General features: G+C 41.1%; 10 protein-coding genes. 6 read left to right on the forward strand and 4 right to left on the reverse strand.

Annotated elements, in window-relative coordinates:
• Nucleotides 1-167 precede the first annotated feature (167 nt).
• Both ald and AB4140_RS10040 read left to right on the forward strand, forming a co-directional pair.
• The gene (gene ald, locus AB4140_RS10035) at nucleotides 168-1,283 is read left to right on the forward strand and encodes an alanine dehydrogenase (RefSeq protein WP_303413146.1); all 1,116 of its coding nucleotides are present in this window, start codon (nucleotides 168-170) and stop codon (nucleotides 1,281-1,283) included.
• Nucleotides 1,284-1,680: 397 nt separating this feature from the next.
• Nucleotides 1,681-2,100, forward strand: coding sequence for a secondary thiamine-phosphate synthase enzyme YjbQ (locus tag AB4140_RS10040; RefSeq protein ID WP_372000811.1), 420 nt, complete (start codon nucleotides 1,681-1,683; stop codon nucleotides 2,098-2,100).
• A 25-nt stretch (nucleotides 2,101-2,125) separates the two neighbouring features.
• On the opposite strand, the gene AB4140_RS10045 is transcribed toward AB4140_RS10040, so the two are convergent.
• From AB4140_RS10045 to AB4140_RS10060, 4 genes are all read right to left on the reverse strand, one after another.
• Complete coding sequence (locus AB4140_RS10045; protein WP_372000813.1) at nucleotides 2,126-4,369, reverse strand: EAL domain-containing protein; 2,244 nt, start codon at nucleotides 4,367-4,369, stop codon at nucleotides 2,126-2,128.
• A gap of 249 nt (nucleotides 4,370-4,618) precedes the next feature.
• Nucleotides 4,619-5,836 carry an RsmB/NOP family class I SAM-dependent RNA methyltransferase gene (locus AB4140_RS10050; protein ID WP_372000815.1) on the reverse strand — a complete coding sequence of 406 codons (1,218 nt, stop codon included), beginning with the start codon at nucleotides 5,834-5,836 and terminating at the stop codon, nucleotides 4,619-4,621.
• A 161-nt stretch (nucleotides 5,837-5,997) separates the two neighbouring features.
• Nucleotides 5,998-7,263 (reverse strand): sugar MFS transporter, encoded by a 1,266-nt coding sequence (locus AB4140_RS10055; RefSeq protein WP_102437415.1) that lies wholly within the window; start codon nucleotides 7,261-7,263, stop codon nucleotides 5,998-6,000.
• Nucleotides 7,264-7,393: 130 nt separating this feature from the next.
• A complete protein-coding gene (locus AB4140_RS10060) occupies nucleotides 7,394-9,022 on the reverse strand; it encodes an alpha-glucosidase (protein WP_102437374.1) in 1,629 nt (542 codons plus the stop codon).
• Nucleotides 9,023-9,523: 501 nt separating this feature from the next.
• On the opposite strand from AB4140_RS10060, the gene AB4140_RS10065 reads away from it, so the two are divergent.
• The 4 genes from AB4140_RS10065 to AB4140_RS10080 all read left to right on the forward strand — a co-directional run bounded on the left by AB4140_RS10065 (nucleotide 9,524) and on the right by AB4140_RS10080 (nucleotide 17,800).
• Nucleotides 9,524-12,262 carry a TonB-dependent receptor gene (locus tag AB4140_RS10065; RefSeq protein WP_372000817.1) on the forward strand — a complete coding sequence of 913 codons (2,739 nt, stop codon included), beginning with the start codon at nucleotides 9,524-9,526 and terminating at the stop codon, nucleotides 12,260-12,262.
• A gap of 82 nt (nucleotides 12,263-12,344) precedes the next feature.
• Nucleotides 12,345-13,832: a tryptophan halogenase family protein gene (locus AB4140_RS10070; RefSeq protein ID WP_372000819.1), complete on the forward strand. Its 1,488-nt coding sequence runs from the start codon at nucleotides 12,345-12,347 to the stop codon at nucleotides 13,830-13,832.
• Nucleotides 13,833-13,851: 19 nt separating this feature from the next.
• Complete coding sequence (locus AB4140_RS10075; RefSeq protein ID WP_372000821.1) at nucleotides 13,852-15,747, forward strand: glycoside hydrolase family 13 protein; 1,896 nt, start codon at nucleotides 13,852-13,854, stop codon at nucleotides 15,745-15,747.
• 76 nt (nucleotides 15,748-15,823) lie between these two features.
• The gene (locus tag AB4140_RS10080; RefSeq protein WP_372000823.1) at nucleotides 15,824-17,800 is read left to right on the forward strand and encodes an alpha-amylase family glycosyl hydrolase; all 1,977 of its coding nucleotides are present in this window, start codon (nucleotides 15,824-15,826) and stop codon (nucleotides 17,798-17,800) included.
• Nucleotides 17,801-17,829: the final 29 nt, after the last annotated feature.

The following is a 17,829-nucleotide window of genomic DNA, read 5'->3' on the forward strand; positions in this document are numbered from 1 at the left end:
TGCTTTAGCACAAAAACAACATATTCATCTTTTAATGTGTAAAGTTTAGCAGCATAAACTGCGTCAGGGGCACTATACTAGACTTCCCTGAAATAAGCACGTTCAGGTCATCGAATATAATAACTACTGGCTCGTAAAAACGAGTAAAAATCAATTAGAGGCTCAAAATGATTATTGGTATCCCTACTGAAATCAAAAACCATGAATACCGTGTTGGTATGGTTCCTTCAAGCGTTCGTGAATTAACAATTAAAGGTCATGATGTATTTGTTCAATCAGATGCAGGTATTGGCATTGGATTTACTAACCAAGATTATATTGATGCCGGTGCAGAAATCTTAGCAACCGCAGCTGAAGTGTTTGCTCAATCAGATATGATAGTGAAGGTTAAAGAGCCACAAGCTATTGAGCGCGCCATGCTGCGTGAAGACCAAATTCTATTCACTTATTTACACCTTGCACCAGACTTACCACAGACTGAAGATTTGATAAAAAGTAAGGCTGTTTGTATCGCCTATGAAACCGTAACAGATGACCGTGGTGGCCTTCCTTTATTAGCGCCAATGTCAGAAGTTGCTGGGCGTATGTCGATTCAAGCAGGCGCGCGTGCACTTGAAAAATCACTAGGCGGCCGCGGTATGTTACTGGGCGGTGTTCCAGGTGTTGAACCAGCCAAAGTAGTTATTATTGGCGGCGGCATGGTCGGTACTAATGCTGCACAAATGGCTGTAGGCATGGGCGCTGACGTGGTTGTGCTTGATCGTAGCATCGATGCTCTACGTCGTTTAAATGTACAATTTGGTTCTGCAGTTAAAGCCATTTACTCTACTGCTGATGCCATTGAACGCCACGTATTAGAAGCAGACTTAGTCATTGGTGGTGTACTGGTTCCTGGCGCTGCTGCGCCAAAACTTGTGACCCGCGATATGATTACCCGTATGAAGCCTGGCAGTGCCATTGTCGATGTCGCCATTGACCAAGGCGGTTGTGTTGAAACCTCTCATGCAACGACTCACCAAGAGCCAACTTATATTGTTGATGATGTGGTTCATTATTGTGTTGCAAACATGCCTGGCGCTGTGGCTCGCACCTCTACATTTGCCCTTAATAATGCCACGCTTCCCTACATTATTAAGCTTGCAAACTTAGGTTATAAGTCTGCATTGCTTCAAGATAAGCACCTACTAAATGGCTTAAATGTCATCCACGGAAAGCTTGTTTGTAAAGAAGTTGCTGAAGCATTAGCACTTGAGTTTACCGAGCCAACAAGCCTGCTAAACTAATCAATATCTGATGGTTTAAGTACTAAAAAGCTGCTCAATGAGCAGCTTTTTTTATGGATTAAACAATTATGCAACAATTTGTATCTTAAGCTGTTTACAAGCAATATCCATCCAGAATCGTTCACTTTATCAGCACCACTGAGCAAGCACTTTGCTAACTTAATAAAATGCGCAATTTTAGTTAGCGTTTATTAATTAAAACCAGTGAGCACCTCAAGCCAACACTCAGCAAGGGTTACAGTAATTACAATGGCTAATATGAGTCATTTTAGTCATACTTTATGCTTACAGTTCATTATCCTACTACAATGTTTAAAATTAGTGCTTTCTACTGTTGGTCAAATCGCTGAAATTCACTACAATTCATCATCAAAATAGCGATTAAAAGCAGACTTATATGTGGTACCAAAAACAAATATCATTAAAGCCAAAAGCTCGTGGCTTTCATTTAATTACTGAAGAGGTATTAACTCAATTACCCGAATTAGCAAGGTTTGATATTGGCTTAGTGCACATATTGCTGCAACACACCTCAGCTTCCATTACTGTAAACGAAAATGCAGATCCAACTGTTCGGCAAGACTTTGAAGCATACTTTAATAATGTGGCGCCAGAGAATGAACCATATTACATCCACACTTATGAAGGCAGTGACGATATGCCAGCCCATTTAAAATCAAGTTTACTGGGCTGTGAATTAACCCTACCCATCACCCATGGTCAATTAGCATTAGGAATGTGGCAAGGGCTGTATTTAGGTGAACATCGCAATCATGGCGGCAGCAGAAAACTACTTGTCACAATACAAGGAAAGTAGTTTTACTGTATTACTATTGCTGAATTTATTGTGCGAGTAATTCGATGAGCGCCTGTTTAGGCAAAGGCTTATAGAAATAGTAGCCTTGAATAGCATCAACATTGTTTTGCTTAACAAAATCCAGCTGTGCTTGGGTTTCAACACCTTCTGCAGTGACTGATAAATCAAGTGCATGGCTCATGGTCGTAATTGCTTCCACTAGCGCCTTATGTCTAGGACCCTGCTCAATTTTTTGAATAAAACTTTTATCGATTTTGATTTGATCTACCGGAAAGTTAGCTAAATAGGATAGAGAAGAATAGCCGGTACCAAAATCATCCACTGAAATTTTGATGCCCCAATTTCTTAATCGACTCAGCAGCTGTTCAACCTTCTCATGCTGCTCCATCATTACTGACTCAGTTATTTCTATGGTTAATAAATGAAATGGAAAGTTTGCTATGGATTTTTCCAGCAGATACTCTTCAAAAAAGCTAATGAATTGTTGTTGTAACTCTGCAGTGATAAATTCACTAGTAGAGACATTTACTGACAAACTAATCGCACGTCCTTGTTGCCAATAGTCATAAATTAAATCTAGCGCTTGTCGCCTAATCCATTTACCGATTGGGACAATCAGCCCTGATTGTTCAGCAATAGGTATAAATTCTTCTGGCGAAATGAACTCACCATTAAGCGGCCAACGGAGTAACACTTCAGCGCTATCAACATGCGTCGATTTAGCCGACAAAATGGGCTGAAAATACAGTTCAAAAGCATCATGACTTAAGGCTTTGTTTAATTCCATGTTTAAAAAAGCGGTTCTTTCTGCATTTTTCTGCATGCTTTGATCAAAAAATTGATAACCATTTCGGCCTTTAAGCTTAGCATTATGCATTGCTTGGCTGGCGCAATTAATTAAAGCATCAACCTCAGTAGAATCTTCAGGATAACGTGAGATACCAATACTCATAGAAGTTTGGATAGCTTTACGATCAAGCCAAAAAACAGCGCTTACAACTTGATTGATTTGTTTGGCAAGTTCAATGAGTTCGTCTGCAGACACTTTACCTTGTATGAACACGCCAAATTCATCACCTGCTATTCGGGCAAAAGTGCACATATCAGGAAACAGCGGGGCTAATCTTTTGGTTACCTCAATTAATAATCGATCACCACACTCATGACCTAAGCTGTCATTTATCAGTTTAAAATTATCAATATCCATCAATATGATTGAGCAACCTACCCCAGTTTGCTTGCTGCGCTCTTGCTGCCAAACATAATCATAGATTTTCTCAACAAAATAACGACGATTGGCCAAGCGGGTTAATGCATCATTATTAGCCTGAAAATGGATAAGCTTGCTGGCATCTTTGTGTTCACTGATATCAGCAATTAACCAAGAAAAACAATTTTGTTCACCATGGTAATCCCTAAATGAGGTTACCGTTACTTCAGCATCAAAGGTCTTGCCATTACGTTTGCGGCCTGTTAACTCACCTTGCCAAGTTCTACCGATAGCAAGGTTTTTCATTAAAGACGTGATATTTTCTTGCTGAGAATGTTCGAAAAAGCGCTTTGGTTCAAAGCTCTCTGAGTCAACAGTAATATCGCCACAGATACTTTTAAACTCAGGGTTAATAAACAAAATGGTATTGTTTTCGTTAACGATCAATAAGCCCATAGGCAGTTTACTGAATATTTTACTGGTGAGTGTTTGTAGGTGTAGTCCTTGGCTTCGTTCAATGGCAAGACTTGCCAATCGAGCGGCTTCTTGAATCAGTTCTAGATCCAATGCTGATGGTGACTTTTGGGTATCGTAATACATGGCAAAAGTGCCCAATACGTTGCCAGTAGAGTCGATAATGGGTTCTGACCAGCAAGCTTTTAGCCCTGCCTTTAACGGCAATTCTTTATAAGGTGCCCAATTCGGGTGAGTGGCGATATCTTCAACAATAACTCTTTCGCCGGTGGCTGCTGCAGCGCCGCATGAACCGACTATCGGCCCAATTTCAATGCCATTAATAGCTTGGTTATATTGTTCCGGTAAACTGGGGGCCGCTCCGGTTAACAACCTTTTCTTGTCATTGCTCATTAATAGCACTGACGCTCTGGTGCCAATCTTTTGCGCTTCGATTGATAAGACTAATGAATGGAGAATTTCTCGTAATGGGGAACCCGCTAAGAGCATGGTAAGAATTTGGCTATAACGGTCATTATTAGAAGCACATGTTGTTAACACATCATAGTTTGCTGATTGTGATGCAAAAGTTTGCCCGCTATCCATAAAATTCCTTTTGAGAATAAACCATCTGGCTTTATTACTTACCGTTAATGCAGATTATTCACTCTTAAGGTTAATTGCAACACTAAGCGAGTAACTATCTGTTTATTATGAATCTCTTCGACTAGTCACTAACATTTATCACTAAAGCAATGCTACATTTATTGGCTATATATCGCAGGCATAAAAAACAGTGAAGTTATCTAACTGCACTGTTTTTATTCGGTATGATTTTATTTTAAAACAATAAATTTACACTTCGCTTATGCGTTCCATTCTTGCTAAATAAAAACCATCAAAACCATGCTCAGCAACCAAGATTAATTCATCATCTAATAATGTAAAATGTGGGTTTGCAGCTAAAAAGGCATCAACTTGATTTCTGTTTTCATCAGGCATGATTGAACAGGTAGCGTAGACTAATATACCGCCCACTTTTACCATTCGGCTATAGCTTTGCAAAATGTCTTTTTGTAGCTCAATTAATACCGGTAATCTTTCTGGCGTGTCACGCCATTTAGAATCTGGGTTACGTTTTAACACCCCTAAACCTGAACAAGGTACATCGAGTAGGACTCTGTCAGCAGTCAACTTCATCCGTTTAATGGTTTTGCTGCTAGCGATAATGCGGGTTTCAACATTATGCGCGCCTGCTCTTCTTGCTCTAATTTTGAGGTTATCAAGTTTCCATTGCTCAACATCCATAGCAAGTAAACGACCTTTACCTTGCATTTGTGCGGCAATGTGCAAAGTTTTACCACCAGCGCCGGCGCAAGCATCAACAACTCGCATACCTGGTTTTGCATCAATTGCAGCAGCAACGAGCTGCGAGCCGGCATCTTGTTGTTCAAAATAGCCTTGTTTAAAGGCTTCAGTTTTGAATAATGCAGAATCTGAACGTATCTCTAACGCACTTTCAACGCCTTCAACCTCTACAGTAGCGACCAACTCTTTAGTTAACCGTTGCTTTAATTCTTCACGGGTGCCTTTTAAGCTGTTAGCGCGAATATAGCGTTTTGGCGCTGTTGCTAAAGCCGATCTTTCTGCAGGCCATTTTTCACCCAGTTGGGCGGCACCTAACTCGTCAAGCCACTCTGGGCAGCCATCCCACAAAGCCGGTTGTGCTTTTGCAACCTCTAGACGCTCGGCAAACTGTGCGCTATCAACTTGTAATGCATATTCCATCTTTGGTAAATCAAGATCGTGGAATAAATGCCAGCCGTTTAATAATTTAGAACCGGTACGTTCAATATCTTCTGCTTTGATATCAACCAAATAGCAGTAAAGGTTCAAACGACGCAAAATATCACCAGTAACGAGAGTAATTCTTGCTAGCTCCGCAGGTGGATATTGCATACCTGAAAAGTTATGTGAATAAGCGCGATCTAAAGGTTTTCCTTCAGTTAGCACCATAGTTAACACATTAATGACCAGTTCAGATGAACTGCCTGAGAGCGGGTAAGTTAGCATTGGGGGATCTCAACGAGTTATAGAAATAAGATAAAACAGAAAAAGCGCATGGATCATAGGAGTTAACCGCCTTTTAAGCAAGTATTGATTCCTATTTATTGGCGGCGAAATAACAAAAAGGCAGCCGTTAGGCTGCCTGATATAAAGCGTCAGCTTAAAGGTTACATTTTAGAGCCTTTCGCGCCGTAAAATATGATAAATGCATAACACACTACAGGAAGAATAAACGCCGGTTGTATGCCCATGGTATCAGCCATTACCCCTTGTAATAATGGGATGATTGCTCCACCAACAATCGCTAAACATAAAAAGCCACTGCCTTGCGAAGTATGTGGGCCTAAGTCTCTTAAAGCCAAACTAAAAATAGTTGGGAACATAATGGAGTTAAATAAGCCAACCGCTAAAATTGCCCACATGGCCACTTCACCACTGGTATTAATAGCAACTAATACTAAGGTCGCAGCCATTAAACCATTAAAGGCTAACATGGTGCCTGCAGGTATTTTTTGCATAAGCGCTGAACCAATAAAACGACCAATCATCGCCCCGCCCCAGTAATAGGTAATGTATTTTGCTGCATCAGCTTCTTGCAGCCCTACAATGTGCTCTTCACCTAAAAAGTTAACCAAAAAGCTGCCAATTGATACTTCAGCGCCAACATAAACAAAAATGCCCACCGCGCCCAATACTAAGTGAATGCTTTGCAACGCGCTGGTTTTACCTTTGTAAGTAACCTTACCATCTGTTTCAACTGCGGTATGAGATTGGATAATAGGCAACTTTAATTGTGAAAAAATCACAGCTAAAACTGCTAACGTGGCAGATAAAAATAGATATGGCATTTTTACCACGTCAGCTTCAGCTTGTGCATGGCTTAACTCACCGACGGCACCCGTTGCGACTGAAAGAATCAACACAGCGCCAAAATATGGGGCGACAGTGGTGCCTAATGCATTAAAGGCTTGGGTTAAGTTTAAACGACTTGAGGCTGTTTCTTCAGAGCCTAGTGCATTTACATAAGGATTAGCGGCTACTTGTAAAATGGTGATACCTGAAGCCAAAACAAACAATGCCCCTAAGAATAACGCGTAAGTTTCCAATGCTGCAGCAGGGTAAAATAAGGCACAACCGATACTAGCAATAACTAAACCGGACACAATGCCTTTTTGATAACCAATCTTTTTAACCAGACTGCCAGCAGGTAATGACACTAAGAAATAAGCGCCAAAAAAACAAAACTGAATCAGCATGGCTTCAGTGTAACTTAATGAAAATACCGCCTTTAGATGAGGGATTAGTATGTCATTAAGACAGGTAATGAATCCCCACATAAAAAATAGTGAGGTTAACGATACTAGTGCGAAACGGTAACTACCGTCGCCAGTACTGCTAACTGTTGTTGAACCCGTTGGAATAGCTGAAGCCATAATATGAACTCTCTTGTTATCGTTGTTATCACCAATTACTAGCATGTCTACTGGCAACTGAATCTTGTTATTAAAAACCTACAACACATATAAAAACAGCAACCGATTAAGCTGCTGTTTTATCGTTACATTATTTAATTAATGCGAAGAAACTTCCAAATGCGTTTAATGTTAGTTTAGCATCAGCTTGCAAAGATGCAGACTCAAGACCGTGATCATCTTTAACTGCAACAATGTCATATGCAGAGGCATCAAATGTATTGGCACTATTATCTAAGTTAAATACTACCAGCATTTTTTGAGTCTCAAAGGTACGTACAAATACCAAAAGGTTAGAATCCACATCAATAAAGCTAATATCACCCATCACCAATGCAGGATATTGCTTACGCCATTTTAAAAAGCGGCGATAAGCATGTAGATTGGATTGTGTATCTGCTTCTTGAACATCTGCAGCCATAGCTTTATGTGCAGCAGGAATAGGTAACCAAGGTTTACTGCTGTCAGAAAAACCCGCTTGTTGATGATCTTTCGACCACGGTATTGGGGTTCTGCAGCCATCACGGCCTTTAAACATTGGCCAGAAGGTAATCCCAAATGGATCTTGCAGCTCACTGAACTCAATAGGCGCTTCCGTTAAGCCTAATTCTTCACCTTGATAACTGCATACGCTGCCTCGCAGCGAAAACAACATCGCATTGAGCATTTTAACCATGGCGGGATTAGTTTCACCTTTGCCCCAGCGGGTCGCAACGCGTTGCACATCATGATTACCTATGGCCCAGCACGGCCAACCGTCACCAATACTGGCTTCCAGTTCTTCAACTGTTTGGCGAATATAAGCCGCGCTAAAATCATTGGTTAATAGCTCAAAACTATAGGCCATATGCAAACGATCATCGCCTTGGGTATATTCAGCCATGGTCGCTAAAGAATCTTCTGCTGACACTTCGCCTAAAGTCACGGCGCCTGGGTATTGATTAATAAGTGCGCGCAGCTCTTCAATAAAGCCGACAGTTTGTGGACGGGTATTATTGTAATAATGATATTGGTAGGCATAAGGGTTATCTTCACTAAAGCCACGACCTTGGCGTTGATCTTTGGGTTTAGCTGGATTATCACGCAGATGCTCATCGTGATAGCAAAAAGTAATCGCATCTAAGCGGAAACCATCAACGCCTTTTTTAAGCCAAAAATCGACATTTTCAAGCACTGCAGCGCGAACTTCAGGGTTATGGAAATTTAAATCAGGCTGACTTTTTAGGAAGTTATGCAAGTAATATTGCTGACGACGCGGCTCCCACTCCCAAGCACAACCACCAAAAATAGCTAACCAGTTATTAGGCGCGGTGCCATCTTCTTTAGGGTCGGCCCAAACATACCAATCAGATTTGTCGTTATCACGACTTAATTTACTTTGTTTAAACCAGGCATGCTCGTCAGATGTATGACTTAATACCTGATCGATGACTATTTTGATATTGAGCTTATGTGCCTTTTCAATCAGTTCGTCAAAGTCTTCCATTGTGCCGAACATAGGATCAACATCGAGATAATCACTGATGTCGTAACCAAAATCTTTCATTGGCGACTTAAAAAAGGGCGATATCCAGATTGCATCAACATTCAAACTAGCAATGTAATCAAGTTTGGTAATTATTCCTTGTAGATCACCGACTCCGTCGCCATTTGAATCCATTAAGCTTCGTGGATATACCTGATATATCACTCCGCCGCGCCACCATGATAACTGACTCATTACTCGCCCTCTGTAATAAAAGCATTAACCATATAGCTACCTCACCCATGGTTAACCCTATGTTGCGACCTAGTAACTGGTCGTCATTATTATTTAATTGCCTCGAGGATACGTGAATAGTGAAATCAGGTTCAATAGAGCTGCATACGTATGCAAAGAATTAATACGAATTTTAAAAATACAAACCAAGCACTTAAATGCTAATATTCAACAACTTAACCAATACATAAACTATCTTTTGAATGTTAAAAAAAAGTAATAAAGTGGCCATTTAAAGTCTACAAAAGCTTTGAATACGTATGCATAACGTTGTCGATGAAAGAATGCTAGGAGTAGTATCTTTACTGTTCCGCAACAAAGTGGAAATAAACCTCAGCGCTTATGCAGTCATTTAAGCAAGCTGAAGTAAAAATACTATAAAGACTGTAATTATAAATAATAGAAATCTAGCAGCTCGACCTTATAAAAAGGGCTGCTGGCCATTCAGAAGGGGAAAGATGGATGTCGCTATTTAAACCAAGCTTACTAACGTTAGCAATGATAGCTGCCAGTACAAGTATGTACGGTTACGCTGCTGAAGCAGAAGATGTTGCAACTGCTGATGAATCAATTGAAGTATTAAAAGTCACTGGTATTCGTCGTAGTTTAAAAGAATCACAATCATTAAAAATGTCTTCATCTTCAATCGTTGAAGCTATTTCTGCAGAAGATATCGGTAAATTACCTGATGTCAGTATCGCAGAATCACTTGCACGTCTACCAGGTGTTTCGGCTCAGCGCCTTGATGGCCGCGCAAACGTCATCTCAATCCGTGGCATGGGGCCGGATTTCACTACCGCGACACTTAATGGCCGCGAACAAGCGTCTGTTAACGATAACCGTGGTGTTGAATTTGACCAATACCCTTCTGAATTATTAAATCGTGTTGTGGTATACAAAACACCTGATGCAACCGTTATGGCTCAAGCTATTGGTGGCACGGTTGATATGCAAACAATCAGCCCGCTAACCCATGGTGAACAAACATTCGCTATTGGTTTACGTGGTGAAATGAATGACCTTGGTGCGTTAAATAGCGGTTCTGATGATACCGGTTACCGTGGCAGTATTTCTTATATTGACCAATTTGCTGATGACACTATTGGTATTGCATTAGGTTATGCACGCATGATGTCGCCTAACCAAGAAGAGCGCTGGCAAGCATGGGGTTACCCAGAAAATGCTGCCGGCGACAGTGTATTAGGTGGTGCAAAACCTTTCGTTCGTTCATCAGAACTTGAGCGTGATGGTGTTTTAGCTGTATTTGAATATGCGCCAAATGATTTCTACCAAACAAAAGTTGACCTTTACTACTCTAAGTTTACTGATGACCAACGTTTACGTGGTATTGAAATCCCAGCTGCTTGGGGTGCTAACGGTGGTATCGAAGCAACTAACATTGAAAATGGTCTTGTTACTGAAGGCGTCATTCGTGGCGCTGAAGTAGTAGTACGTAACGATGTCAACAAACGTGATGCTGAATCGCTATCAGTTGGCTGGAATAACAAATTTCAAATTAATGATAACTGGAATGTTGAAGCTGACATCGGTTTATCTAAAGCCGAACGTACAGATATTGGTATGGAAAGCTACAGTGGTACCGGTCGTGGCACAGGCGTTGGCGCAGTTGATGATTTAGGTTTTGCTTACAATGGTAATGGTAGCTATAACTTTACTCACGGTTTAGATTATTCAGATCCAAATGTCATCAAGCTAGGCGATCCACTTGGTTGGGGTAACCCATTAGGTGAAGGAACAAACACTCAAGATGGTTTTATCAACAAGCCAGAAATTGAAGATGAATTACAGTCTTTCCGTTTAGCTGCTGAATATATTTTTGATGACAGTGCGATTCGCAGTGTGAAATTTGGTGTGAATTACACTGAGCGTGAAAAATCAAAATTAGATAAAGGCTACTTCCTAACCCTGAAAGGTTATGACGGCACCGATCCAAACTATGTTATGACGGTCCCTGATAAATACCTATTAAGATCAACTTCACTAGACTTTTTTGGTATGGGTGACGTATTAAGCTATGACTCATTAGCTTTTTACAATGACGGTAACTACATTGAAACAGACGTAGCCGATGTTGATGCTAGCCGTGCAGTTAACTCATGGGATGTCAGTGAAGAAGTCACTACTGCATTTGTAATGGCTACTATTGATACTGATGTTTACGATATTCCTTTTACGGGTAACTTTGGTATTCAAGCGGTTCAAACAGACCAGAGCTCTAACGGTACAGCATCTACTTTGGACGAAGAAGAAGGTAAACTTGTTACTAACGCCAACTACGACAGCGCATCTTATACTGAATGGTTACCTAGCTTTAATTTAGGTTTTGAAGTTGCAGAAGGCCAAATGTTGCGTGTATCTGCAGCTCGTACCTTAACCCGTGCTCGTATGGACCAAATGAATTCCAACATTGGCTATAGCTATGAAAAGAACCCGACTACGGGTGTGAATTGGACTGGTGAGGCGGGTAATACTCAGTTACGCCCATGGTTAGCCCGTCAGTACGATATCAGTTACGAAAACTACTTCAGTGACCAAGGCTACTTTGCCTTAGCAGTATTCTATAAAGACTTAGAAAACTACACTTACAAGCAAACATCTTTTATCGACTTTACTGACATCGTGCCACCACAAAACCCAGACACAGACAACCCAATTGGTTCTTTTGAGCAATGGCAAAATGGTCAAGGCGGTTATGTTCAAGGTATTGAAGCGTCATTCTCTATGGACTTTGGTATGTGGGCTGATGCGCTAGAAGGCTTTGGTACGGTATTAAGTGGTTCTTACAACGACAGTGAAGTGAAAGAAACGGCTGATAGCGAGCCAACAACTTTACCTGGTCTTTCAGAGAAAACCTTCAATGCGACGGTTTACTATGAAAACTCAGGCTTTGAAGCACGTGTTAGCTCACGCTACCGTAGTGACTTCTTAGGTGAAGTAACCGCAATCAGCTTAACCCGTCAAAATGTTAATGTTAAAGCTGAAACCGTAGTAGATGCGCAAATTGGTTATGACTTCTCTGAAAGTGGTATTGATGCCCTATATGGTCTATCAGTGCTATTCCAAGTGAATAACTTAACTAACGAGCCATTCACGTCATACACGGGTGAAGATGCTCGTCATGTACGTGATTACCAAAATTACGGCCGTAACTTCATGCTAGGTGCGAACTACAAGTTCTAATCTTAGTGTAGAAATAAAGCCTCTGTAACCTGTTACAGGGGCTTTTTTACTTTAAAAACAATAAAAATATAAGGCGATTACCATGAATAATAACAAGATCAAAAACATTGTAATTGTTGGTGGCGGCACTTCGGGCTGGATGACTGCTGCCATGCTGGCAAGGTTATTCAAACACCAGCTTAATATCACTTTGGTTGAATCAGAAGATATCGGCACCATTGGTGTCGGCGAAGCCACTATTCCGCCACTGCAAATATTTAATAATGTTTTAGGCATTAAAGAGTCTGACTTTATTAAGCAAACCCAAGCCACTTTTAAGCTGGGCATTGAGTTTGAAAATTGGGGCAACCAGCAACAAAGCTACATGCATGCTTTTGGCAATATCGGTAAAGATATTGGCTTTACTCAGTTTCATCATTATTGGAAAAAATCTAACCCAACCGATGTCAATCAATTCTGGGATTACTCATTAAATTACCAAGCAGCTAAAAATAATAAATTCTCCATAATGGACCAGGTACAAGGTTCGCCCTTAGCAGGTATTACCCACGCTTATCACTTTGATGCCAGCCTCTACGCTAAGCTATTACGTAACTACAGTGAAAAGCTGTCAGTTAAGCGTATCGAAGGCTTAATCACCTCCACAACCCTTGCCAATGACGGCAGCATTGAATCCGTGTCATTAAAAGATGGCCAGATAATTAGCGCTGAATTTTTTATCGATTGCTCAGGCTTTGCTGCATTATTAATTGAAAAGCAATTAGATGTGGGTTATGAAAACTGGCAGCATTGGCTGCCCTGTGACAGTGCTTATGCCGTACCTTGTGAACGAACTGAAGCATTAACCCCCTATACTCGCTCTATCGCCCATGATGCAGGTTGGCAGTGGCGTATTCCGTTGCAACACCGTACTGGTAATGGCTTAGTTTATTGCAGTCAATATTTATCTGATGAGCAAGCCAAAGCGTTATTGCTTGAAAACCTCGATGGAAAACCGCTGGCAGAGCCCAGAAAAATCAATTTTAAAACCGGACGCCGTGAAAAGCAGTGGCATAAAAACTGTGTTGCCATTGGTTTATCAAGCGGCTTTTTAGAGCCACTTGAGTCCACCAGCTTACATTTAGTTCAATCAGCCATCATACGTCTGTCTAAGCTGTTCCCCCACAATGGCGTTCAGCAAGCTAATGTTGATGAGTTTAACCGCCAATCAAAACTTGAGTTAGAACAAATTCGTGACTTCATTATTTTGCACTATCACCTGAATCAAAAAGACTCACACCATGATTTATGGCAGCAATGCCGTGATATGGCGATACCTGACAGCCTTAAACAAAAAATTGAACTATTTAAAGCCACTGGCACTGTCAGTCGCTACCAAGATGAATTGTTTACAGAAGCTGCTTGGATACAGGTAATGCTCGGCCAAGGCATTATGCCTAATGACTATAACCCGTTAGCTAATAGTGTAAGTGATGCTGACTTACATGATTATCTGGGCAATATTAAGCAAATCATCAATAGGGCTGTTGCTGCTATGCCGTCTCATCAACAATTTATTGATAAATTGTAATTTCATCAAAGGTAAACTTATGACTATTAGAAAACTTGCTCCGCTAGCCTTGATGGTTAATGTATTAATGACTAGCGCTGCTACTGCTGAAATCAATAATGTCACCGTTGAACCACAATCTTGGTGGGCTGATATGCAAAACAGTCAATTGCAGTTATTAGTCTATGGCGAAGGTATTAGCGCCTATGAGGTCAAACTTGTTGAATCTGCCAATGTGGCACTTAAAGCGGTTCATCAGTCAGCAAGTAACAATCATCTTTTTATCGATTTAGACTTAAAGGATGCAAAGCCGCAAACCATTAAAATAGGTTTGTTTGATAACAATCAGCTAGTTCAAACCCTTGAATACCCTATTCAGGCCCGAGCGGCAGATTCACGCCAGCGTGAAGGGTTTTCTAACAAAGATGTTATTTACCTCATCACTCCTGATCGTTTTGTAAATGGTAATCCTGACAACGATAATCACCCAGACATGTTAGAAACAGCCAATCGTGACGATAAAGATGGCCGACATGGTGGTGATATTCTCGGTATTCGTCAGTCACTACCCTACTTCAAAGATCTAGGTATCACACAGTTATGGATAAACCCGCTGCTTGAAAATAACCAAGCCCAGTATTCATACCATGGTTACTCCACCACTAATTTTTATAAAATTGACCCACGTTTTGGTAGCAACGAAGAATACAAATCCTTAGTAGAAGAAGCGAAGCAGTTTGGTATTGGTATTATTAAAGATGTGATTGTTAACCATATGGGTTCGGGGCATCGCTGGATGGCTGATTTTCCAACTTCAACTTGGATAAATGGCCAACAAAAATGGCAACAAAACCCTCAAGACATCATGTATACCAGCCATCGCAGAACCACAGTTCAAGATCCATACGCTATGCCATCTGATACTGCAGAATTCGAAAATGGCTGGTTTACTGACACCATGCCTGACATGAATCAAGGTGATCAGTTTATGGCAAAATACTTAATTCAAAACAGTATTTGGTGGATTGAATATGCCGGCCTCAGTGGTATTCGCGAAGACACCTACTCTTATGCAGATAAAGGCTTTTTAACCACTTGGTCAAAAGCCATTATGGATGAGTATCCCAACTTTAATATTGTTGGTGAGGAATGGAGCGATAACCCCATTACAGTAAGCTACTGGCAGGCGGGTAAACACAATGCTGATGGCTATGTCTCACATACCCCGAGCATGATGGACTTTCCACTTTATGAGGTGCTCATTAAAAGCTTAACTGATGAAGAAAGTTGGGGTAGCGGACTTATTAATCTATATGAAACGCTCGCCAATGATGTGGTTTATGCCAAGCCTACTGATTTAGTGTTATTTGAAGGCAACCATGACACTAACCGTTTATACAGTCTGATGAACAATGACCTAGCCCTGTATAAAATGGCCATGGCCTATGTGTTAACCAGTAACCGCATTCCGCAAATTTTCTACGGTACCGAAGTTTTGATGCAAAGTCCGACAAAAGATCGTAATGACGGTTTAGTTCGCAGTGACTTACCCGGCGGATTTGCTGAAGATAAACTCAGTGTATTCAAGCCATCGTCTTTGTCCGCCCAACAACAAGATGCGCTTGCCTTTAATCGCGCGCTTTTAAACTATCGTAAAAACTCATTAGCGATACAACAAGGCAGCCTTAAACACTTTGCTCCTAAAGAGGGTGTTTACCTGCAAGCCCGTGAATATAATCAAGCAGGCAACAAAGAGAGTTTATTGATTATTTACAATAAAAATCAGCAAGAATACCAGCTTGATTTAAGCCGTTTCGCACCAGTGATTAAACAACATACTGTGGCTAAAGATATCATCACACAACAAACGTATTCATTAACTAAGCCGCTCACATTAAAAGAAAAAGGTGTCATTATTCTTAAGTTAATCAAATAACGGTTAAACTCTAGATCATAACTAAAGCTTGTTAATCTCCTTTAGTTAAATAATATAAATCTGCCACGAGAAGCATATGTATTTACAAAAATTCAGCGTAAGTTTACCGATAAAATTAGGCCTGGTATTAACGGGAGTCAGTATGGTTATTGCTGGTTGCGCCACAGATAAAGCCAGTATTAATGAGACGGTTAAACAGAGCGGTACTGAGCAGCTAAGTGCTGCTGCACAACCTTTAACCGGTAAGCCGGTGGTTTATCAGGTTTTTACCCGTCTTTATGGTAATACCAACACTACCAATAAGCCTTGGGGCACTATACAAGACAACGGTGTCGGCAAGTTTAGTGACTTTACCGATATAGCCCTGCAAGACATTAAGTCATTAGGGACAACCCATGTCTGGTATACCGGCGTACCCCATCACGCATTGATCAATAATTACACTGACATTGGGATCAGTAATGACGACCCAGATGTGGTAAAGGGCCGCGCTGGCTCACCTTATGCGGTAAAAGATTACTATAACGTTAACCCTGACTTAGCTAATGACCCGGCTAACAGATTAGCTGAATTTGAAGCGCTTATATCACGTACTCATCAAAACGGCATGCAGGTGATTATCGATATCGTGCCTAACCATGTGGCTCGCCAATATCAATCTGCCCCACAAAATTCGCCGCTTCCAGCTAATCGCAACTTTGGTGAGCAAGACAATACCGCTGTTGAATACGATAAAAACAATAACTTCTATTATATTGTCGGTGAGAGTTTCTCTGTTCCCGATGCCAAAGATAACTATCAGCCCTTAGGCGGTGAGTCTCATCCCCTCGCTGACGGTCAGTTTATTGAAACACCAGCTAAATGGACCGGTAATGGCTCACGTTTAGCCAAGCCAGACGCCAATGATTGGTATGAAACCGTTAAGGTTAACTATGGCGTTAAGCCTGATGGCAGCTACGACTTCCCTACTCTGCCAAGTGAATATGCCCAGATGTCTTCTGCGCAGCATTACCAATTTTGGCAGACTCAACCACTGAGCGATATCCCTGATTCTTGGGTTAAATTTAAACACATCACCGAATTCTGGCTAGCAAAAGGCGTTGATGGCTTCAGGTACGATATGGCCGAAATGGTGCCAGTTGAATTTTGGAGTTATCTCAACAGTAATATCAAACACCTAAACCCCAATGCTTTTTTACTTGCTGAAGTGTATAACCCAAGTCTTTACCGTGATTATATTCATTTAGGAAAGATGGATTATCTGTACGATAAAGTCGATTTATACGACACATTAAAAGACATTATCCATGGTAAAAAGTCGACGGCTGAGATTGCAGCCGATCAAGCAAAAATTGCAGATATTGAGCAGCACATGCTCAACTTTTTAGAAAATCATGATGAGCAGCGAATTAATACTGGCGACTTTGCTGGCAGCGCCGAAGCCGCCTTGCCTGCGATGGTGGTGTCGACCACCATTAGTCGCTCTCCGACCTTACTTTATTTCGGTCAAGATGTCGGTGAAAAAGCCGTGCAAAATGCCGGTTTTGGCCGAGCCAGCCGTACCAGTATTTTTGATTACGTTGGCGTACCAGCCCATCAACGCTGGATGAATAACGGCAAATTTGATGGCGGTCAATCAACGGATGCTGAAAAAGCACTGCGCAAATATTATCAAACCTTGGTTAACTTAAGTCACACGGCGCCAGCCCTGCAAGGTGAGTACTTCGAGCTTGATACTATTAACCGTTCCGCTAGCCAAAAAACCAATCAACAAGGCTATAACGATAACACCTTTGCTTTTAGCCGTTATAACGACGAGCAGTTTATGCTGGTAGTCAGTAATTTTAGCGACAGCCAAGCTACGAGTATCAACTTACACCTACCTCGAGCATTAATCACTAAAGCCCAAATCAAGGATGGTAGCTATCAAATAGAAAACTTGCTCACCATTGGTGCTAACGAAAAACATCCTATGAATGTGGTAAAGCAACAAGCTAGCATAGCGATTAATCTGCAACCACTAGAATCTCAAGTGTTAGTTATTACCTGGTAATTAGTATTACTAATTCGTGCTGCTAATTC

This window comes from Shewanella sp. 10N.286.51.B2 (genome assembly GCF_041469265.1).
In the GTDB taxonomy this organism is placed as follows: Bacteria; Pseudomonadota; Gammaproteobacteria; order Enterobacterales; family Shewanellaceae; genus Shewanella.

Coding starts and splice junctions, on each gene's coding strand:
- AB4140_RS10075 (WP_372000821.1), top strand. CDS start 13,852: ATGACTATTAGAAAACTTGCTCCGCTAGCCTTGATGGTTAATGTATTA.
- AB4140_RS10055 (WP_102437415.1), bottom strand. CDS start 7,263: ATGGCTTCAGCTATTCCAACGGGTTCAACAACAGTTAGCAGTACTGGC.
- AB4140_RS10065 (WP_372000817.1), top strand. CDS start 9,524: ATGTCGCTATTTAAACCAAGCTTACTAACGTTAGCAATGATAGCTGCC.
- AB4140_RS10070 (WP_372000819.1), top strand. CDS start 12,345: ATGAATAATAACAAGATCAAAAACATTGTAATTGTTGGTGGCGGCACT.
- AB4140_RS10045 (WP_372000813.1), bottom strand. CDS start 4,369: ATGGATAGCGGGCAAACTTTTGCATCACAATCAGCAAACTATGATGTG.
- ald (WP_303413146.1), top strand. CDS start 168: ATGATTATTGGTATCCCTACTGAAATCAAAAACCATGAATACCGTGTT.
- AB4140_RS10080 (WP_372000823.1), top strand. CDS start 15,824: ATGTATTTACAAAAATTCAGCGTAAGTTTACCGATAAAATTAGGCCTG.
- AB4140_RS10050 (WP_372000815.1), bottom strand. CDS start 5,836: ATGCTAACTTACCCGCTCTCAGGCAGTTCATCTGAACTGGTCATTAAT.
- AB4140_RS10040 (WP_372000811.1), top strand. CDS start 1,681: ATGTGGTACCAAAAACAAATATCATTAAAGCCAAAAGCTCGTGGCTTT.
- AB4140_RS10060 (WP_102437374.1), bottom strand. CDS start 9,022: ATGAGTCAGTTATCATGGTGGCGCGGCGGAGTGATATATCAGGTATAT.